This is a genomic window from Humitalea sp. 24SJ18S-53, from assembly GCF_050632385.1.
In the GTDB taxonomy this organism is placed as follows: Bacteria; Pseudomonadota; Alphaproteobacteria; order Acetobacterales; family Acetobacteraceae; genus Humitalea.
On the sequence record NZ_CP192599.1, the window covers coordinates 2116476 to 2136129 of the forward strand.

17 protein-coding genes are annotated in these 19654 nt (G+C 67.3%); 15 read left to right on the plus strand and 2 right to left on the minus strand.

Annotated features, from left to right (window positions below; all coding sequences use genetic code 11):
* Nucleotides 1–106 precede the first annotated feature (106 nt).
* From ACQW02_RS10285 to ACQW02_RS10335, 11 genes are read left to right on the plus strand one after another with little or no spacing between them, the layout of a single operon-like run.
* Nucleotides 107–892, plus strand: a complete 786-nt coding sequence (locus ACQW02_RS10285) for an ABC transporter ATP-binding protein (protein ID WP_431285149.1) — start codon at nt 107–109, stop codon at nt 890–892.
* Nucleotides 889–2766 (plus strand): AMP-binding protein, encoded by a 1878-nt coding sequence (locus ACQW02_RS10290; RefSeq protein WP_431285150.1) that lies wholly within the window; start codon nt 889–891, stop codon nt 2764–2766. Before ACQW02_RS10285 ends, ACQW02_RS10290 begins: the two co-directional genes overlap by 4 nt.
* A gap of 10 nt (nt 2767–2776) precedes the next feature.
* Nucleotides 2777–3670, plus strand: a complete 894-nt coding sequence (locus ACQW02_RS10295) for a branched-chain amino acid ABC transporter permease (RefSeq protein WP_431285151.1) — start codon at nt 2777–2779, stop codon at nt 3668–3670.
* Nucleotides 3663–4730 (plus strand): branched-chain amino acid ABC transporter permease, encoded by a 1068-nt coding sequence (locus ACQW02_RS10300; protein WP_431285152.1) that lies wholly within the window; start codon nt 3663–3665, stop codon nt 4728–4730. The genes ACQW02_RS10295 and ACQW02_RS10300 overlap by 8 nt, the downstream gene beginning before the upstream one ends.
* A 23-nt stretch (nt 4731–4753) precedes the next feature.
* Nucleotides 4754–6028 carry an ABC transporter substrate-binding protein gene (locus ACQW02_RS10305; protein WP_431285153.1) on the plus strand — a complete coding sequence of 425 codons (1275 nt, stop codon included), beginning with the start codon at nt 4754–4756 and terminating at the stop codon, nt 6026–6028.
* Nucleotides 6029–6032: 4 nt separating this feature from the next.
* Nucleotides 6033–6833 carry an ABC transporter ATP-binding protein gene (locus tag ACQW02_RS10310; RefSeq protein ID WP_431285154.1) on the plus strand — a complete coding sequence of 267 codons (801 nt, stop codon included), beginning with the start codon at nt 6033–6035 and terminating at the stop codon, nt 6831–6833.
* Complete coding sequence (locus ACQW02_RS10315) at nt 6830–8017, plus strand: phenylacetate--CoA ligase family protein (RefSeq protein ID WP_431285155.1); 1188 nt, start codon at nt 6830–6832, stop codon at nt 8015–8017. Before ACQW02_RS10310 ends, ACQW02_RS10315 begins: the two co-directional genes overlap by 4 nt.
* On the plus strand, nt 8014–9594 hold the full coding sequence (locus ACQW02_RS10320) for an acyl-CoA synthetase (protein ID WP_431285156.1): 1581 nt from the start codon (nt 8014–8016) through the stop codon (nt 9592–9594). Before ACQW02_RS10315 ends, ACQW02_RS10320 begins: the two co-directional genes overlap by 4 nt.
* A 2-nt stretch (nt 9595–9596) precedes the next feature.
* Nucleotides 9597–10772, plus strand: coding sequence for an isovaleryl-CoA dehydrogenase (locus ACQW02_RS10325; RefSeq protein ID WP_431285157.1), 1176 nt, complete (start codon nt 9597–9599; stop codon nt 10770–10772).
* Complete coding sequence (locus ACQW02_RS10330) at nt 10769–12352, plus strand: carboxyl transferase domain-containing protein (protein ID WP_431285158.1); 1584 nt, start codon at nt 10769–10771, stop codon at nt 12350–12352. The genes ACQW02_RS10325 and ACQW02_RS10330 overlap by 4 nt, the downstream gene beginning before the upstream one ends.
* Nucleotides 12349–14274, plus strand: a complete 1926-nt coding sequence (locus ACQW02_RS10335; protein ID WP_431285159.1) for an acetyl/propionyl/methylcrotonyl-CoA carboxylase subunit alpha — start codon at nt 12349–12351, stop codon at nt 14272–14274. The genes ACQW02_RS10330 and ACQW02_RS10335 overlap by 4 nt, the downstream gene beginning before the upstream one ends.
* Here ACQW02_RS10335 and ACQW02_RS10340 read toward each other — a convergent pair.
* Entirely contained in the window at nt 14264–15814 is a 1551-nt protein-coding gene (locus ACQW02_RS10340) for an MFS transporter (RefSeq protein ID WP_431285160.1), read from the minus strand. The two genes, ACQW02_RS10335 and ACQW02_RS10340, sit on opposite strands and share 11 nt — an antisense overlap.
* 123 nt (nt 15815–15937) lie before the next feature.
* On the opposite strand from ACQW02_RS10340, the gene ACQW02_RS10345 reads away from it, so the two are divergent.
* From ACQW02_RS10345 to ACQW02_RS10360, 4 genes are read left to right on the plus strand one after another with little or no spacing between them, the layout of a single operon-like run.
* Entirely contained in the window at nt 15938–16264 is a 327-nt protein-coding gene (locus tag ACQW02_RS10345) for an Mpo1-like protein (protein WP_431285161.1), read from the plus strand.
* A 54-nt stretch (nt 16265–16318) separates the two neighbouring features.
* Nucleotides 16319–16876: a carboxymuconolactone decarboxylase family protein gene (locus tag ACQW02_RS10350; protein WP_431285162.1), complete on the plus strand. Its 558-nt coding sequence runs from the start codon at nt 16319–16321 to the stop codon at nt 16874–16876.
* Entirely contained in the window at nt 16873–17667 is a 795-nt protein-coding gene (locus ACQW02_RS10355) for an alpha/beta fold hydrolase (RefSeq protein WP_431285163.1), read from the plus strand. The genes ACQW02_RS10350 and ACQW02_RS10355 overlap by 4 nt, the downstream gene beginning before the upstream one ends.
* A 29-nt stretch (nt 17668–17696) precedes the next feature.
* The gene (locus ACQW02_RS10360) at nt 17697–18701 is read left to right on the plus strand and encodes a DUF2891 domain-containing protein (RefSeq protein WP_431285164.1); all 1005 of its coding nucleotides are present in this window, start codon (nt 17697–17699) and stop codon (nt 18699–18701) included.
* On the opposite strand, the gene ACQW02_RS10365 is transcribed toward ACQW02_RS10360, so the two are convergent.
* Nucleotides 18698–19618: an FkbM family methyltransferase gene (locus tag ACQW02_RS10365; RefSeq protein ID WP_431285889.1), complete on the minus strand. Its 921-nt coding sequence runs from the start codon at nt 19616–19618 to the stop codon at nt 18698–18700. The genes ACQW02_RS10360 and ACQW02_RS10365 overlap by 4 nt on opposite strands.
* Between the last annotated feature and the right edge of the window lie 36 nt (nt 19619–19654).

The window sequence follows — 19654 nt, forward strand, 5'->3', positions numbered from 1 at the left end:
CCGGGCAGAACGCCACGCACCACCACCCCTGGTCAACAGCAGCCGTTGCGGTTGGCGCATGGCAGCCCCATCATGGCGGCGGGAGAACAATCCGAGGGAGCGCAGCGTGGCGCAGGACGAGCCGATACTGGCCGCCGAAAACGTGTCGCTCCGCTTCGGCGGGGTGCGGGCGCTGAGCGATGTGTCCTTCTCGGTAAAGCGCGGCGAGATCTTTTCCATCATCGGGCCGAATGGCGCGGGTAAGACCTCGATGGTGAACTGCGTCTCCGGCCGCTATCGCCCGACGGAGGGGCGGGTGATCTGGCAGGGCCAGGACATCACCCGTGTGCCGACCAACAAGCGCGCGGCGCTCGGCATCGGCCGCACTTTCCAGAACCTGGCGCTGTTCGGGCACATGAGCGTGTTGGACAACATCATGGTCGGCCGCCACCACCTGCTGAAATCTGGCGTGTTGCAGGGCATGCTGTGGTGGATCGGCGGCGCCCAGAAGGAAGAGATCGCGCATCGGCGCCATGTGGAGGAGATCATTGATTTCCTGGAGATCCAGCACGTGCGCAAGGCGCCCGCCGGCACGCTGTCCTACGGTTTGCGCAAGCGGGTGGAACTGGCACGCGCCATGGCGCTGCAGCCCAAGCTGATCCTTCTGGATGAACCCATGGCCGGGATGAACCTGGAAGAAAAGGAGGACATGGCCCGCTTCATCGTCGACCTAAACGAGGAATGGGGCATGACCGTGCTGATGATCGAGCACGACATGGGCGTGGTGATGGATATTTCCACGCGGGTGATGGTGCTGGATTTCGGCAGGAAGATCGCCGAAGGCACGCCCGACGAGGTAATGGCCCATCCGCGCGTGCGCAGCGCCTATCTGGGCGAGGAGGTGGAGGCGTGATCGCCGACACCCTGCCAAAGATCCTCGCGCGCAACGCGAAGGAGCATGGCGCCGAAACGGCGATGCGCGAAAAGCGCTTCGGCATCTGGACGGCGATGACCTGGAGCCAGGTGCAGGACCGCACGCGGAACATGGCGCTCGGGCTGCACGCGATGGGCGTGGGCGATGGCGATGTCGTCGGGCTGATCGGCGACAACCGGCCGGATTGGGTGATGGGAGAGGTCGCGGCCAATGCCGTCGGCGCACGATCGCTCGGCCTGTATCGCGACGTGTTGGAGGATGAGGTCCATTACCTGCTGGAATTCGCCAAGGCCACGATCGTGCTGGCCGAGGACGAGGAGCAGGTCGACAAGCTTCTGAACGTGGCCGACCGCCTGCCGCTGCTGCGCCACATCATCTACGGCGATTCGCGTGGCATGCGGAAATACGAGGACAGGCGGCTACGCCCACTGGCGGAGATGCTGGAGGAGGGCGAGGCGCTCCACGCCGCCGATACCGGCCTCTACCAGCAGTTGCTGGAAGCCGGCGACGGCGAGGAGACCGCGATCCTCTGCACGACATCCGGCACCACGGCGCGCCCAAAATTGGCGATGCTGCCGGCGGCCAGCCTGATCCGGCATGTGGAGATGTACCTGCGCTTCGACCCGCGGGGGCCGAGCGAGGATTACGTCTCGGTCCTGCCGCTGCCCTGGATCATGGAGCAGATCTACGTTCTGGGCTTTGGCCTGGTCGCGCGCATGCGGGTCAATTTCGTCGAGGAGCCCGAGACGATGATGGCCGATTTCCGCGAGATCGGGCCGCATTTCGTGCTCTTCGCCCCGCGCGTCTGGGAAAGCCTGGCCGCCGAGGTGCGGGCCAAGGTCATGGATGCCAGCCCGTTGAAGCGGCGGATGTTCGACTGGGGCATGAAGCTCGGCCTGGCGGCGCTGGCGCAGGGCAAGCGGTCGTGGTTGGCGGATGTGCTGCTGTTCCGCGCGCTGCGTGATCGGCTGGGGTTTTCACGCCTGGTGTCGGCCGCGACAGGCGGCGCTGCTTTGGGGCCGGACACCTTCCGCTTTTTCCAGGCGATGGGCGTGCCGCTGCGGCAGCTCTACGGCCAGACCGAATTGCTGGGGGCCTATACCCTGCATCGCGCCGGTGCGGTGAATTTCGACACGGTCGGCGTGCCGATGGGGCCGGAAGTCGAATTGCGCATCGACGATCCCGACCGCCACGGCGTGGGAGAGATCGTAACCCGCCATCCCAATATGTTCCGCGGCTACCTCAACGTCGCGGAGACGCCGGACCTGCGGGACGGCTGGCTGCATACCGGGGATGCCGGGTACTTCGACAAGGACAGCCAGTTGGTCGTCATCGACCGCATCAAGGATATCGCGACCACCAGCGGCGGCGAGCGCTTCAGCCCGCAGTTCATCGAGAACAAGCTGAAGTTCAGCCCCTTCGTCGCCGAGGCGGTGGTGCTGGGCGATGCGCGCCCCTACCTGACCGCGCTGGTCTGCATTCGCTTCCAGATCGTCGGCAAATGGGCCGAACGCAACCGGATCGCCTTCACCACCTACAGCGACCTGGCATCCCGGCCGCAGGTGCTGGAATTGTTGAAGGAGGAGGTGGTGAAGGTGAACGCGACCCTGCCGGAACCACAGCGCATCCGTGATTTCGTCCTGCTCTATAAGGAGTTGGACGCCGACGATGACGAATTGACCCGCACGCGAAAAGTCCGCCGCGGCGTCATCAATCAGAAGTATGGCGAGATCATCGATGCGATCTATCGCGGCGATGCGTCGATCCCCGTGGACACGGTGATCCAATTCCAGGACGGCACGAAGCAACGGGTACGGACGAGCCTGACCGTCGCCTCACCCCTGGCGGCCTGAGGAGGCGTCGATGGATTTCACCCTGGTCTTCCCGCTGCTGCTGAACGGCCTGATCGTCGGCGCGCTCTATGGCGTGGTCGCGATGAGTTTCGTGCTGATCTACAAGGCGTCGCAGGTGGTGAACTTTGCCCAGGGCGAGTTTCTGCTCGTCGGCGCCTGGGTGTGCTGGTGGCTGCTGACGGAATATCCGATCCCCTTCTGGGCGGGGTTCCTGGTCACCATGGCCTTCATGACCCTGTTCGGCATCATCCTGCAGGTTGTCGTGCTGCGGCCGCTGATCGGGGAGCCGGTCATCAGCGTCATCATGGCCACGGTCGGGCTGTCGATCTTCTTCCAGGCGCTGATGAAGTGGATCTTTGGGGTTTTTGCTAAACCCTTTCCGCCGATCTTCGAGGCGGAGCGGATCGATGTGATGGGGCTGCACGTGCAGCCGGTCTACCTGCTGTCGCTCGCTGTTTCGCTGTTCATCATGGCCGGGTTCTGGTGGTTCTTCACCTATAGCAAGCACGGGCTGGCGATGCGGGCGACGGCGTTTGACCAGCAGGTGGCGCAGTCGCTTGGCGTATCCGTACCAAAAGTCTTCGCCATGTCCTGGGCGATTTCGGCCGTGGTGTCCTCGGTCGCGGGGGTGGTGGTGGGGGTGGTGAACGGGGTGTCCTCGGCGCTGTCCTTCTACGGGATCAAGGTTTTTCCGGCGGTCATCCTGGGCGGGCTGGATTCCATCGTGGGCGCTGTACTGGGCGGGCTGATCGTCGGCGTGCTGGAAAACCTGGCGCAATGGGTGGACAGCGAATTCCTGCACTGGGGCAACATGACCCAGATCGCGCCCTTCTACGCGCTGGTGCTGATCCTGCTGATCAAGCCCTATGGCCTGTTCGGCACGAAGAACATCGAACGTGTCTGAACTTCGGCCGGCGGGCGACTACCGCACCTCCTACGCCGCCGACATGACGGTATTCCCCACGCGGAACAGCCGTCTCGCGATGCTGGCCGGCATTGCGCTGGCCTGCGCCGCACCGCTGGCGTTTGGGCGGTATGAGTTGGGGCTGATGATCAACATCGGCTTCCTGGGGATCGCGGCGCTGGGGCTGAACATCCTGGTGGGCTTTACGGGACAGATCAGCATCGGCCACGCGGCCTTCTTCGGTTTTGGTGCGTTTCTGTCGGCCTGGCTGCATGAATCCCTGCACGTGCCGATCATCATGTGCATCCCCTTGGCGGGGCTGGGGACGGCTGTCGTGGGGCTGGTCTTTGGCCTGCCGGCCGCGAGGTTGAAGGGGCTGTATCTCGCCATCGCCACCCTGGCGGCCCAGTTCATCCTGGAGGACTTTTTTGCACGTGCCCGCTGGTTCACCGGCGGTGTCGCCGGGCGCATGACCGAAAGCGTCACCATCGCCGGCTTCGTCTTCGATCGGGAGGAGACGTATTTCTACATCGTGCTCGCCTTCGTCGTGGTGATGTTCCTCGGTGCCGCAAACCTCATGCGCACGCGCGATGGGCGGGCGCTGGTGGCGGTGCGGGACCACTACCTGTCGGCGGAGGTCATGGGCATCAACCTCGCCTATTACCGCACCCTGTCCTTCGCGATCTCCTCCTTCTACGCCGGCATTGGCGGTGCACTTTACGCGCATTACCTGTTGTTCGTGTCGGTCGAGGCTTTCAACATCCTCTTCTCCATCCAGTTCTTGGGGATGGTCATCATCGGGGGCCTCGGCAGCGTGATGGGCAGCCTGATGGGGGCCGCCTTCATGGTGCTGTTGCCGGAGGTGGTGCAGGCGCTGGCCGATCAACTCGCCGGCAGTTCCCTCGATCGCGCGATCAAGCTCGGCGCGAACATCTCCTTCCTGCGGGAAATGGCCGTGGGCGCGGCGATCATCCTGTTCCTGGTGTTCGAACCCAATGGGCTCGCGCATCGATGGCGCCTGATCAAGGCGTATTGGAAACTCTATCCCTATTCGCACTGAGACGACGAAGGAGGAAACCAAGAATGAAAAAGACCTTCCTGCTGGCCGCCATGGTGGCATGTGTCGCCGGGCCATTGGCGGCCCAGCCGATCCCGGTCGGGCACCTGATGGACAATTCCGGCGCCACATCGGATGTCGGCCTGCCCTATGGCCAGGGCGTGCAGGACACGCTCGCCTGGGTGAATGCGACCCGGCGTGGCGTTGCCGGGCGTCCGCTGAACGTGTTGGGCTTCGACTACGGCTACGCCGCGCCGCGCGCGGTCAGCCAGTATCAGGCCTGGTCGCGCGATCGCGTCGTCGCGATCCAGGGCTGGGGCACTGCGGATACCGAAGCGCTGACCCGCTTCGTCACGCGCGATCGCATCCCATATATTTCCGGCTCCTACTCCGCCGCGCTGACCGATGCGGCCGGGCGCAGCGGGCGGCAGGGTGTCGAGGCGACGCCGTACAACTTCTTCTACGGCCCATCCTACAGCGACGCGCTGCGCGGGATGCTGCAATGGGCCAAGCAGGATTGGGACCGCAGCGGCCGTGGCGGGCGGCCGAAATACGTCCATATGGGTGCCAACCACCCCTATCCGAATTCGCCCAAGGAAGCCGGTGAAAGCCTGGCGCGAGACCTCGGCTTCGACGTGCTGCCCGCCATCCAGTTCGCGCTGACGCCGGGCGACTACACCGCGCAATGCCTGACCCTGCGCAACCAGGGGGCCAACTACGCCTACCTCGGCAATACGGCGGGATCGAACCTGTCGGTGCTGCGATCCTGCCAGACGGCCGGCGTGCAGGTGCAGTTCCTGGGCAATGTCTGGGGCATGGACGAGAACGCGATGAAGGCCGCGGGCACCGCGGCGAATGGCGTGGTCTTCCCGGTCCGCACCGGCGTCGTCTGGGGCCAGGCGGCGCCAGGCATGGTGACGGCGCAGGCAATCAGCCGCACGACCGATCCGAACGCCTATCGCACGGTGCACTACCTGTCCGGCATGTGCGCGGCGATGCTGATGGTGGAGGCGATGGAGACCGCGGCCCAGAATCGCGGGGCGATCACCGGCGAACGTATCCGCGACGGCTTCTACGCTCGTCAGAACTGGGTGCCCGAGGGATTTGCCGGCTTGTGCAACCCATCGACCTTCACGGCCGAGGATCATCGCGGCACGATGCGGGTGGCGCTCTATCGTGCGGTCGTCAACGGCAATACCTCGCAGGGGTCTGTCGGCGAGCTGATGGACAATGGCACGATGAAACTGGAGCCGGTCACAGTCATCGAACTCGACCGGCGCCGCGACTGGCTCGGCTGGTGATGTGATGAGTGCCGCGCAGCCCCTGCTTGAGGTGAACAACATCGAGGTGGTCTACAGCGATGTCATCCTGGTGCTGCGCGGCTTGTCGCTGAACGTGCCGCAGGGCGAGATCGTCGCCCTGCTCGGCGCAAATGGCGCGGGGAAATCGACCACGCTCAAAGCCATCTCCGGCCTGTTGAAGACCGAGGATGGCGAGGTCACGCGCGGCGAAGTCCGCTTTGCCGGCGAACGCATCGACGGCATCGATCCCCATCGGATCGTGCGTCGCGGCATCTTCCAGGTGATGGAGGGCCGCCGCATCATCGCCGATATGACGGCGCTGGAAAACCTGCGCCTCGGCGCCTTCACCCGCAGCGATCGGGAGGTCGGGTCGGACATCGATCGCGTCTACGACTATTTCCCTCGCCTGAAGGAACGCACGGGCCTGGCGGGCTATTTGTCCGGCGGCGAACAGCAGATGCTCGCCATCGGGCGCGCGCTGATGGCACGGCCCAAGCTGATCCTGATGGACGAACCCTCGATGGGCCTGTCGCCGCTGCTGGTGAAGGAGGTTTTTGGCATCATCAAGAAGATCAACCAGGACCTGGGCGTCACCATCCTGCTGGTCGAACAGAATGCCCGCATGGCATTGTCCGTCGCGTCCTATGGCTATGTGATGGAGCAAGGCAAGGTGGTGCTGGATGGACCCGCGGCGGCGCTGGCCGACAATGAGGACGTGAAGGAATTCTACCTCGGCGGCCATGGCGCGGAGCGCAAATCCTTCCGCAACCTGAAATCCTTCAAGCGCCGGAAGCGTTGGCTGTGAGCGCGGAGTTCCGCAGCGCCGATCAACGCGCCACCGACATTTTCCGCGAACTGCCGCTCGCATTGGCGCATGCGCGGCGGGCAGCGGCGTATCGCGATCTGCCGGATGGCCCGCTTGCCAGCCTGCCTGTCAGCCGCAAGGCCGACCTGATCGCGGCCCAGGCCGCCGCGCCGCCCTTTGGCGGCATGAACCCTGTGCCGATGGGTGGTTACGCGCGGGTCTTTGTCTCGCCGGGCCCGATTGTCGAGGGCAGTGGTTTTGGCCCGGACCCCTTCCGCTTCGCCCGCGCGCTGCACGCGACGGGGCTGCGGGCAGGGGATCTGCTGCACAACTGCTTCGCCTACCATTTTACGCCGGCGGGTTTCATGCTGGAGGGTGGGGCCCATGCGCTCGGCTGCCCGGTGTTTCCGGCCGGCACGGGCAATACGGACCAGCAGGCGCGGGCGATGGCCGCACTTCGTCCTGTGGCCTATTCTGGGACGCCGGATTTCCTCAAGGCCATTCTGGAAAAGGCCGATGAACTCGGGCTGGACGTGTCGTCGCTACGCCTGGGCCATGTCTCCGGCGGTGCCTATCTGCCGGCTTTGCGCGCCTTCTACGCCGCGCGCGGTCTGACCGTGCGACAATCCTACGCCAGTGCCGATGCCGGCGTGATCGCCTATGAAACCGAGGCCAATGACGGCCTGGTGGTCGATGACGGCGTGATCGTCGAGATCGTGCGTCCCGGGACCGGCGATGTGGTGCCGGATGGCGAAGTCGGGGAAGTGTTGGTCACCACCTTGTCCGCCACCACCGCCTGGCCTTTGGTGCGCTTTGCCACTGGCGACCTCTCAGCCGTCCTGCCGGGCCAATCGCCTTGCGGCCGCACCAACATGCGGCTGCGCGGCTGGATGGGACGCGCCGACCAAGCGGCCAAGGTACGCGGCATGTTCGTGCGGCCGGAACAGGTCGCCGCCGCGCTGCGCGCCGTGCCCAGCGTCGCCCGCGCCCGGCTGATCATCAGTCTGGACGGGACGCGGGACGTGATGTTGCTGCGTGCCGAAGCCACCGACACAACCGTGGCCGACGCGCTGGCCGCCGCCCTGGCCGATGCCACCAAGCTGCGCGGCACCGTCGAAATCGTGCCCCCCGGCAGCCTGCCGAACGACGGCCGCGTCATCGAGGACCAGCGGCCCGCGCCATGACGTGGGACATCCCCGCCCGTTGCAACATGGCCGAGGAAGCCTGCGACCGCTGGGCCGATGGCTCCGGCCGCGCCGCCATCCACCATCTGCACGCCGATGGCCGGGTCGAGACCTGGTCCTTCGACCGCCTGCGCGCCGCCTCGGCCCGCCTGGCCAATACCTTACTGGCATATGGCGTCGTCGCCGGCGACCGCGTGGCGGTGCTGCTGCCGCAGGGCCCTGAAACCGCCGTGGCACACTTGGCGGCGTATCGCATGGGCGCGATCGCCGTGCCGCTTTTCGTGCTGTTCGGCCCGGATGCCTTGGCTTTTCGCTTGCGCGACAGTGGGGCTGTGGCACTGATCACGGATACGGAAGGGGCAGAGAAGACCGCCGGCCTCGGGCTGCGCTGCGTGCTGGCGCTGGGCGGCGGGGCAGGGGCGCTCGACCTCGCCGCCGAAACCGCACGCGCCAGCGACAGCCATGCGATGGCCGCGACCGGTCCGGACGACCCGGCGCTGATCATCTACACCAGTGGCACCACCGGGAACCCCAAGGGCGCGCTGCACGGGCACCGGGTCCTGCGCGGGCACCTGCCGGGTGTCGCCTGGCCGCATGATTTCTTCCCCAAGCCGGGCGACCTGATGTGGACCCCGGCCGATTGGGCCTGGATCGGCGGGCTGTTGGACGTGCTGCTGCCGTCGCTGTTCCACGGCGTGCCGGTGCTGGCGCATCGGATGCAAAAGTTCGATCCGGAATCCGCCCTGACCCTGATGGCGAGGCACGGCGTGCGCAACACCTTCCTGCCGCCGACGGCGCTGAAGATGCTGGCGACGGTCCCGGATGCCGCCCGCTTCGGCGCCCGGCCGCGCAGCATCGGCTCAGGCGGGGAATCCTTGGGCACGGCGATGCTGGACTGGGGCCGCGCGACCTTTGGCGTGCCGATCAACGAATTCTATGGGCAGACCGAATGCAATTTGGTGGTCAGCGGCTGCGCCTCACTGTTCCCGCCCGTGCCGGGCAGCATGGGCCGCGCGGTGCCGGGGCATACCGTGGCGATCCTGGACCCCGCCGGCCAGCCGGTCACCGACACCGAGGGCGCCATCGCCGTGCGCGCGCCCGATCCGGTCATGTTCCTCGGCTACTGGAACAATCCGGCCGCGACCGCGGCAAAATACCAGGGCGATTGGCTGCTGACCGGCGATCGCGGGCGGATGGACGCGCAGGGCAACATCTTCTTCATCGGCCGCGACGATGATGTGATCACCTCGGCCGGCTACCGCATCGGGCCAGGCGAGATCGAGGACAGCCTGCTGCGCCATCCCGCCGTCGCCATGGCCGCCGTGGTCGGCGTGCCGGACCCGCTGCGGACGGAAAGGGTCACCGCCGTCATCGTGCCAAAGCCGGGTTTTTCGCCCGACCCCGCCCTGGCCGCCGCGATCCAGGACCACGTCCGCCGCCGCGTCGCGGCCCATGCCTACCCGCGGGAGGTGGTTTTTGTCACCGACCTGCCGATGACCGCGACGGGCAAGGTGATGCGTGGCGTCTTGCGCGCCACCCTGGCCGCGCGCGACAACACAGGGCCGGGAGGCGCCTGACCATGCTGCAGAATTCCACCTTCCCACAACTCGACCACATGCTGGGCGAGGATGTGGACATGCTGCGCGAAACGGTGCGCGGCTTCTCCGCCACGCGCGTCGCGCCCATCGCGGCCGAAATCGACCGGTCGGATGAATTCCCACGCTACCTCTGGCCCGAAATGGGCGCCCTTGGCCTGCACGGGATCACCGTCGCCGAGGATCGCGGCGGCAGCGGCATGGGATATTTGGCGCATTGCGTGGCGATGGAGGAGGTCAGCCGGGCCTCGGCCTCGGTCGGCCTGTCCTATGGCGCGCATAGCAACCTCTGCGTCAACCAGATCGAGCGCAACGGCACCCCCGCGCAGCGCGCGCGCTACCTGCCGAAACTCATCAGCGGCGAACATCTGGGGGCGCTTGCGATGAGCGAACCCGGCGCCGGCAGCGATGTCGTGTCGATGAAACTGCGGGCCGAGAAGCGTGGCGACCGCTGGGTACTGAATGGCACAAAGATGTGGATCACCAACGCGCATTACGCCGAGACGATCATCGTCTATGCTAAGACCGATCCCGCCGAAGGCCCCAAGGGCATCACGGCCTTCATCGTCGAACGCGACTTCCCGGGTTTTTCCGCCGCCCAGAAGCTCGACAAGATGGGGATGCGCGGATCGCCGACCAGTGAGTTGGTTTTCACGGATTGCGAGGTGCCGGAGGAGAACATCCTCGGCGCGCTGAACGGTGGCGTGCGGGTGCTGATGTCGGGGCTGGACTATGAACGCGCGGTGCTGGCGGCCGGACCGCTCGGCATCCTGCAGGCCTGCCTCGACGTGGTCATGCCCTACATCCACGAACGCAAGCAATTCGGTCAGGCGATCGGGGAGTTCCAATTCATCCAGGGCAAGGTCGCGGATATGTACACCGCGTTGAACGCAGCGCGCGCTTACGTCTATGCCGTGGCGCGGGCCTGCGATGCGGGCAAGACCACGCGCAAGGATGCGGCGGGCGCGATCCTCTTTGCTGCCGAGGCCGCGACGAAAGCCTCGCTCGACGCGATCCAGATTCTAGGGGGGAATGGCTACATCAACGACTATCCCACCAGTCGCCTGCTGCGCGACGCGAAGTTGTATGAGATCGGCGCTGGCACCAGCGAAATCCGCCGCCTGCTGATCGGTCGCGAATTGTTCCGCGAATCCGCATGACCGATACGCGCGCCCCGGAATTTTTGGCACGCGCCGCGCATATGCGGGCGCTGGTCGCGACCTTGCGCGAACGCGCCGCCACCGCCGCCTTGGGCGGGCCGGCGTCGTCACGCGATCGCCATGTCGCGCGGAAAAAACTGCTGCCGCGCGATCGCGTGGAATCGCTGCTCGATCCGGGCGCGCCCTTTCTCGAACTTTCACCACTCGCCGCTTACGGGATGTATGGCAATGAGGTCCCGGGTGCGGGGATGATCACCGGCCTGGGGCGCGTCGCCGGCCGCGTCTGCGTCATCGTCGCCAATGATGCGACGGTGAAGGGTGGGTCCTACTACCCGCTGACCGTGAAAAAGCACCTGCGGGCGCAGGAGATCGCCGCGCAAAACCGGCTACCCTGCATCTATCTCGTGGACAGCGGCGGCGCCAACCTGCCGAACCAGGACGAGATTTTTCCCGACCGCGACCATTTCGGCCGTATCTTCTTCAACCAGGCGAATATGTCGGCCGCGGGCATCCCGCAGGTCGCGGCCGTGCTCGGTTCCTGCACCGCAGGCGGCGCCTATGTGCCGGCGATGTGTGACGAGGCGGTCATCGTCAAAGACCAGGGCACGATCTTCCTGGCCGGCCCGCCGCTGGTGAAGGCCGCGACGGGGGAGATCGTGACGGCCGAGGACCTCGGCGGCGCCGATGTCCACACCCGCCTGTCCGGCGTCGCCGATCATTTTGCGCTCGATGATTTGGACGCCCTCGGCCGCGTCCGCCGCATCGTCGCGACCTTTCCGCCGCAGCCTGCTGTCGAACGCATCGCCTCGCGCCCGCCGTTGTATGACCCGGCCGAACTCGACGGCCTGATCCCCGAAGATGTCCGCACCCCCTATGACGTACGCGACGTCATCGCCCGCATCGTGGACGGCAGCGACTTCGACGAATTCAAGCAGCGCTACGGCACCACCCTGGTCTGCGGTTTCGCGCATATCCACGGCATCCGCGTCGGCATCATCGCCAATAACGGAATCCTGTTTTCGGAATCGGCCGAAAAGGGCGCACATTTCGTTGAATTGTGCAGCCAACGGCGCGTGCCCTTGCTGTTCCTGCAAAACATCTCGGGCTTCATGGTCGGGCGCAAATACGAAACCGGCGGCATCGCCAAGGATGGCGCGAAACTCGTCACCGCCGTCGCCACCACAGCCGTGCCAAAGATCACCGTACTGATCGGCGGCAGTTTCGGGGCGGGCAACTATGGCATGTGCGGCCGCGCCTATTCGCCGCGCTTCCTCTTCACCTGGCCGAACAGCCGGATCAGCGTCATGGGCGGCGAACAGGCCGCCGCCGTCATGGCGACCCTGCGGCGCGACAATATCGAAGCCAAGGGCGGCACCTGGGCGCCCGAGGAAGAAGCCGCCTTCAAGGCCCCGATCGCCCGCAAATACGAAACCGAGGGCGATCCCTACCACGCGACCGCGCGCCTTTGGGATGACGGCATCATCGCGCCCGCCGATACGCGCGACGTGCTGGGCCTGGCCTTTGCCGCGGCCTTGCAGGCGCCGATCCCCGAAACGCGCTTTGGACTGTTCCGGATGTGATCGCTTCCTTGCTGATCGCCAACCGCGGCGAAATCGCCTGCCGCATCATCCGCACCGCGCGCCGCATGGGCATCCGCAGCATCGCGGTGTTCAGCGATGCCGACCGCAACGCGCTACATGTGGCGATGGCGGATGAGGCTGTGCCGATCGGCGCCTCGCCCGCCCGGGAGTCCTACCTGCGCGGCGACGTCATCCTGGATGCCGCGCGCCGCACCGGCGCCCAGGCGATCCACCCCGGCTACGGCTTCCTGTCGGAAAACGCCGATTTCGCCGAAGCCTGCGCCGCCGCCGGCATCCTGTTCGTCGGCCCCCCGGCCTCCGCCATCCGCGCCATGGGCAGCAAGGCGGCGGCCAAAACCCTGGCGGCCCTGGCCGGGGCACCGATCCTGCCTGGCTACCATGGCGAGGATCAGACCGACGCGCGCCTGGTCGACGAAGCGGCCCGCATCGGCTTTCCGCTGCTGATCAAGGCCACCGCCGGCGGCGGCGGGCGGGGCATGCGCGGCGTGACGGAAGCCGGCGAATTCGTAACGGCGCTCGCCGCCGCCCGACGTGAATCCGCCGCCGCCTTTGGCGACGACCGCGTGCTGCTGGAACGCTGGCTGCAACGCCCACGCCACGTCGAGGTGCAGGTGTTTGGCGACACGCAGGGCAGGGTGGTCGCCCTCTCCACCCGCGACTGTTCGATCCAACGCCGCCATCAGAAGGTGCTGGAAGAAGCCCCCGCGCCCAGCCTGCCACCCGGCATGATTCTTCGTCTGGAGGCCAGCGCCGTCGCCGCCGCTCAGGCTGCGGGCTACATCAACGCCGGCACGGTGGAATTCGTGGTGGAGGGGGAGGAGGCCTCCTTCCTCGAAATGAACACCCGCCTTCAGGTCGAACACCCGGTCACGGAAATGGTCCTCGGCCTGGATCTGGTCGAATGGCAGTTGCGTGTCGCCGCTGGGGAACCGCTGCCCGTGTCCTGGCCCCCGGCGCCCCAGGGCCATGCCATCGAGGTGCGCCTCTGCGCCGAAGATCCGACCGAGGACTGGCGTCCCTCGACCGGCCGCCTGACCCGCTTCGCCATGCCTGACGCTGCCGTCGATCTGCGGATCGAAACGGGCGTGCGCGAAGGCGACGCGGTCACCCCCTTCTACGACAGCATGATCGCCAAGATCGTCGCCTACGGCCCGACGCGGGACGCTGCCCTGGCGCGGCTGCACGCGGCACTGGCCGAGGCGCGCGTGGCCGGGCCGGCGACCAACCTCGATTTCCTCCGCCGACTGGTGGCCGAACCCGCCCTGGCGGCGGCCGACCTGGATACCGGCTTCATCGCCCGCCACGCGGAAAAACTTCTGCCGGCGCCCTTCACCCCACCCCGCGCGCTGGCCGCCGCCATCGCGGCCCGGCTGCCGCGCGCGGCGGGCGATGACCCCTGGTCCCGTGCCGATGGTTTTCGCCTGCACGCCCCCGCCAGCCTGCGCATGGTCGTGGACCGCCATCCCGTTTCCCTGACCCGCGCGCATGGCGCCGCCTGGACCTATGCCGGCGCCCCGCTATCGGCCCGCCGGCTGGATGACGGCGCGCTGCTGGTCACGTGGGGGGACGCAATGTTCCGCGCCTTTGTCGAGGCCGACAGGGTCTTGCTGGATGGCGTGACCCATGCCTTCGCCTTCACCGACCCGACCGCGCCCCCACCGGCCGCCGCCGCCGCCGGGGGCCGCCTGTCCGCGCCCATCCCCGGCCGCGTCGCCGCGATCAACGTCGGGGTCGGCGATACCGTCACCCGTGGCCAAGTCCTGGCTGTCATCGAGGCGATGAAGACCGAACTGCGCATCACCGCCCCCGTCGATGGCACTGTCACGCACATCGGCTGCGTCGCCGGCGACAGCGTGGAGGAAGGGACGGAGATCGTGACCCTCGAAGCGGCTACTTCATGACGTTCAGGTAGCGCGCGGCCTCGGGGGGGCCGTCGCCGGTTTGGAACGCGGCGGCGCGCACCAGGGCGGCATTGTCCTCGGTCGTCATGCGGCCGGTTTCGCGCAGGTGGTCGACCCAGTTTTCCATCGCCCACAACTCGACCCAGCGTTCGGGGTGGGCCACGTCCTCATACAGTCGCCAGGTGATGGCGCCGCCGCGCAGGCGCACCCGGCGGCAATCCTTCATCGCGGCCAGGAAACGGCCCCGATCGGCGGGGGCGACGGTGTAGCGCACGACCTCCAGTACCCGGCCGGAATCGCCGTGCAGCAGGGACGCCAGTTCAGGCGCCGGCGCATCGGGGCGAGGTTGTTCGGGGCTGGACGCGGGGGCGGCAATGGCCGCGGCCTCCAGCGGTGCCTTCCGCACGGCCCAAGATGCGATGGCGCTGAAAGCCCCTGCCGCGCAGAGCGTCGCAGTCAGCCCGAACTCCCGTCCCGCCCAGCCGGCCAGGGTGGACCCCGCCGCCATCGCGCCGAAGAAGGACAATTGATAGATGCCGATCGCCCGCGCCCGCACCCAGCCAGGCGAGGCGAATTGCGCCGAGGCCTGCAAGGTGCTGGCGACCACGATCCAGGCCACGCCATAGCCGAACATGCCGACAGCGGCCGGCACCCAATGGAACGACAGCCCCAGCAGCGCCAGCGACACGCTGGACACCATCGCCCCGATCACCACGATCTGGCTGCGATTGGCCTTGGTCCGCATCCAGGGCATGGCGAAGCCACCGCCGACCGCACCGACCCCCATTGCCGTCAGCATCAAGCCGAAGGATTCCGGGCCCAGCTTCAGTTGCTCTCGCACGAGCAGTGGCAAGAGCCCCCACATCGCCGCGCCGAAGAAGAAGAACGCGACGGCACGCAGGATGGTCGCCTTCAGCAGCGGCGATGCCGCGACAAAGCGCACACCGGCGCGCATCGCCGACAGGAAGTGTTCGGAGGGCAGGGTGCGCGCGGCTTCCTCCGGCTCGCGCCGCCAGAACAGCAGGGCGATCAGCAGAAGCGCCGCGCAGACCGCATTGACCGCGAAGGACGCGGCGGTGCCAAACCAGCCGATGACAAAGCCGCCCAGCGCCGGCCCGATCGACCGCGCCATGTTGAAGCCCATGCCGTTCAGCGCGATCGCCTGCACCAGGTCGTGCCGCGGCACCAGTTCGGGCGTGGTCGCGGCCCAGCCCGGAAAGGTCATCGCCGTGCCCGCGCCGACCGCAAAGGTCAGCGCCAGCAACCCCCAGGGGCCGAGCACCCCCGCCCAGGTCATGGCGCAGAGGATCAGCGACACCAGCAGCATCCAGGCCTGCGCCGCGATCAGGAATTTCCGCCGGTCCAGGATATCGGCCAGCGCCCCGGCCGGCAGCGCCAGCAGGAACACAGGCAGCAGCGACGACGCCTGGACCAGCGATACCATCAGCGGCGACGGGTCGATCGAGGTCATCATCCAGCCGGCACCGGTGTTTTGTACCCAGGCGCCGGTATTGGCCGCGAGATTCGCCCACCAGAGCATGCGGAACGCGGGGTGCCGGAGCGGCGCGAAAGCAGAAGCCATGTGTGACCCTAACCCATCCCGCCGTAGCGGGCGCCCGACAAGACGCTGGAAACCGCCACTCGGCGTGGTTAAATGCGCGTCATGGGCGAACGTATCCGAACCTATGCCGAATTCTGGCCGCATTACCTGCGCGAACATGCCAATCCGACGACGCGGCTGATCCATGCCGTGGGCACGGTGATCGGTGTGGCGCTGGTGCTGTGGGGGCTGCTGTTCGGCCCCTGGTGGCTGCTGCCGGCGGGGGTGGTCGCGGGTTATGCCGGGGCCTGGGGGTCGCATATGCTGGTGGAACACAACCGCCCGGCGACCTTCACCTATCCGTTCTGGTCACTGGGGTCGGATCTGCGGCTGGTCGCGCTGATGCTGACCGGCCGGCTTGCGCCACATCTTCGGGCGGCGGGGCTGTAGGGGCGGGCAAAGCCGGGTTAGCCTCGGGATCCGAACGTCCCGAGGATCCCGCCCGTGTCCCATCGCGCCCGCATTGCACTGCCGCCGGAGGCCGCCCTCAGCGATGCCCAGCGCCTGGCCGTCGCCGAAGTCACCGCCGGCAAGCGGGGCCGCGTCCCGGGGCCGATGATCGCCTGGCTGGCCAGCCCGGAACTGGCGCGCCGTGCGCAGGCGCTGGGCGAATACGTCCGCTACGAGACGACCCTGGGGCCGGCGCTGTCGGAACTGGCCATCCTGCTGACGGCGCGGCACTGGACCAGCCATTACGAATGGATCGCCCATAAGAAGGAGGCGCTGAAGGCCGGCGTCCCCCCCGACGTGATCGCCGATATCGCGGCGCATCGCATGCCCCCCTTGGCGACCCCGGCGCAGCGGGCGGTCTACGACATCAGCCGCAGCCTGCTCGATACGCGCGGCGTGCCGGACGAACTCTATGCCCGCGGGGTGCAGGACCTCGGCGAAAGGGGCGTGGTCGAACTGGTCAGCGTGCTGGGTTACTACGCCTTTGTCTCGATGACCCTGAACACCTTCCACATCGGCGCGCCGGACTCGGTCGCGGAGGAATTGCTGTGATCGACGAACGCCGTATCGACCACGCCGGCGCAAGGATTTTTGCTCGCGCCGAGGGGCCGGAGGGTGCGCCTTGGGTGGTCTTCTCCAATTCGCTGTTCACCGACCATCGGCTGTGGGATTCGCAGGTGGCCTGGCTCGCCGAGACCCACCGTGTCCTGCGCTACGATCATCGCGGCCATGGGGCGAGCACGGCATCCTTCGGCGCCTATGATTTCACCCTGCTGACGGGCGACCTGGATGCGGTGATCACGGCGTTTGGCGCGCAAAAGCCGGCGTTGGTCGGCCTGTCCATCGGGGCGGCCACGGTTCTGCGCCATGCCGCGACCCGCCCCGGCGTCGCCTCCCGCGTGCTGGCCAGCGACGGGCAGTGGGGCACGGCCCCCGGTGGCCGCGACGCCTGGCTCGCCCGCGTCGCGCAGGCGGAGGCCGGGGGGCTGGAACCGCTGGTCGAACCCACCATCGACCGCTGGTTCACACCGCCCACCCTGGCCGCCGCGCCCCCGGTGCTGGACCACGCGCGGGCAATGATGCGGGCGACCTCGGTCGAGGGGTATTGCGGCTGCGGCCGGGCACTCGCCGATTTCGACCATCGCGCCGATTTCCCCGGGTTGGCGCTGCCGGTGACCTTCCTGGCGGGTGCCGCCGATGTCGGGCTGATCCCGGCGCTGAAGGCGATGCAGGCGGCGACGCCGGGGTCGCGGTATGTCGAGGTGCCGGCGGCGGGGCATTTGCCGAACCTCGAAAACCCCGCTGGCTTCGCTGCGGAACTGCGGGTGTTCCTCGGGGTCTAGTTCATGGGCCCATGCGCTGGAGACGACCAATGCGGTATGTCCTGACGGCCGAAGTCGGCGCGCGTTTCGCCGTCATCACCTTGGGCCACGTCACCCGCGAGTACCCGAACAAGCCGGAACACGTGCTGGAGGGGCCGCAGGATGCGGCAACACCTTCGGCCCTGCACCCCGTCTTCCACGGCAGTTTCGATTGGCATTCCTGTGTCCATGGCTACTGGCTGCTGGCGCGCGTGCTGCGGCGCTTTCCGGATGGGCCGCAGGCCCCGGCGATCCGGGACTTGTTCGATCGGCAATTGGTGCCCGACAAGATCGCCGGTGAATGCGCCTATCTGGCCAGGCCCTCGGCGCGCGGTTTCAAGCGGCCCTATGGCTGGGCCTGGCTGTTGAAACTCGCCGATGAACTGTCGCACCTGCCGGAACCCCGATGGTCCCGGACCATCGCCCCCTTGGCCGAGACGTTCGCCCAGCGCTTCCGCGACTTCCTGCCTATCGCGCCCTATCCGGTCCGCGTCGGCACCCATTTCAACACCGCCTTCGGCCTGCGCATGGCAGCCGACTACGCGGAAGGCACGGGCGACGCCGCGCTGTCCGCGCTTCTGCTCAACACGGCCGAGGCCTGGTACGGCAAAGACAGGGATTGCCCGGCCTGGGGCGAGCCGGGCGGGGATGATTTCCAATCCTCGGCCCTGATCGAGGCCGAGTGCATGCGCCGCCTGCTGCCGCCGGAACGCTTCCTGCCCTGGTTTGACGACTTCCTGCCGCGCCTCGCGGCGCGCGAACCCGCCACGCTGTTCCGGCCCGCCGCGGCGACCGACCGCAGCGATGGCAAGATCGCCCACCTGGATGGGCTGAACCTCAGCCGCGCCTGGTGCTTCCGGGCGCTGGCCTCGGCGCTTCCGCCCGTGGATCCGCGGGGGGCGGTGATGATGCAGGCCGCCGACGCGCATCTGGATGCCAGCCTGTCGCATCTGATCGACGACTACATGGGCGAACACTGGCTCGCGACCTTCGCGTTGTTGGCGTTGGAAGCCTAGGCCCCCGCCTCCAGCACCAGCATCGTGTCCTCGCGATTGCCCAGCAGCACCGCGACGTCGGCCGGCTTGGTCAGCGAATCAAAGTCCAGGAACCGCAGCGTGAAGCGCCCGGCCATGTCGCGCAGCAGGGCTGCCGGGTCATGGCAGCGGCCGGCGTTAAATTCGAACAGGATGCGCGCGCGCGGCGACCGGCCGAGCAGGCGCTGCATCCCCGCCCAGACCTGTTCCTCGGCACCCTCAACATCGATCTTCATGATGTCGACCACGTCCATCAGGTCGTCCAGGGGGGCCGTCTTCACCTGCTCCTCGATCACCCCGCGCGGGGCCGGGTAGCCGGGCGGCACGGTATAGGCGTTCTTCGGCTCGGCCAGAGTGCTGCGCAGGATGGCGATCCCGGCCTCCGCCCCCACCGCCAGGGGGTGGATCGTCGTATGGCCGCCAAAACCGTTGACCGCGACGTTGCGCTCCAGCAACCGCACCGAACGCGCACCGGGTTCGACCGAGTGCACGCGGCCATTGGCGCCTACGAGGTCACCCATCAGCACGGTGAAATAGCCGGCATTGGCGCCGACATCCGCCGCCACCATGCCTGGTTCGGTGTTACGGCAGATGTATTCGGTAACCCAGTATTCCCAATAGCCGTCCAGCAGCAGGTGGGGCGCCAGGCCCTCATCCTTCGCATCGACATGGAACTTGAAGCGGCCAAGGATGCGGCACAGCAGCAGGTCGTCGCCCAGCGGGATCGCGCTGCAGCGCGCCCGGATCGCCGCCTCCAGCCAGGTCCGGTGCGGCGGGTTGCGCAGCATTTCCATCGAAAGCAGAGGCATCAAGGGGGTCTCGGGGGCCGAATCGGCGGCCGACGGGATCAGCGGCGTCAGCGGCTCCGCCCGTCCGAGCATCCGTGACAGCGGGCCCATGCTCACGCCTGCATTCCGATCGTCACAGCCAAACCT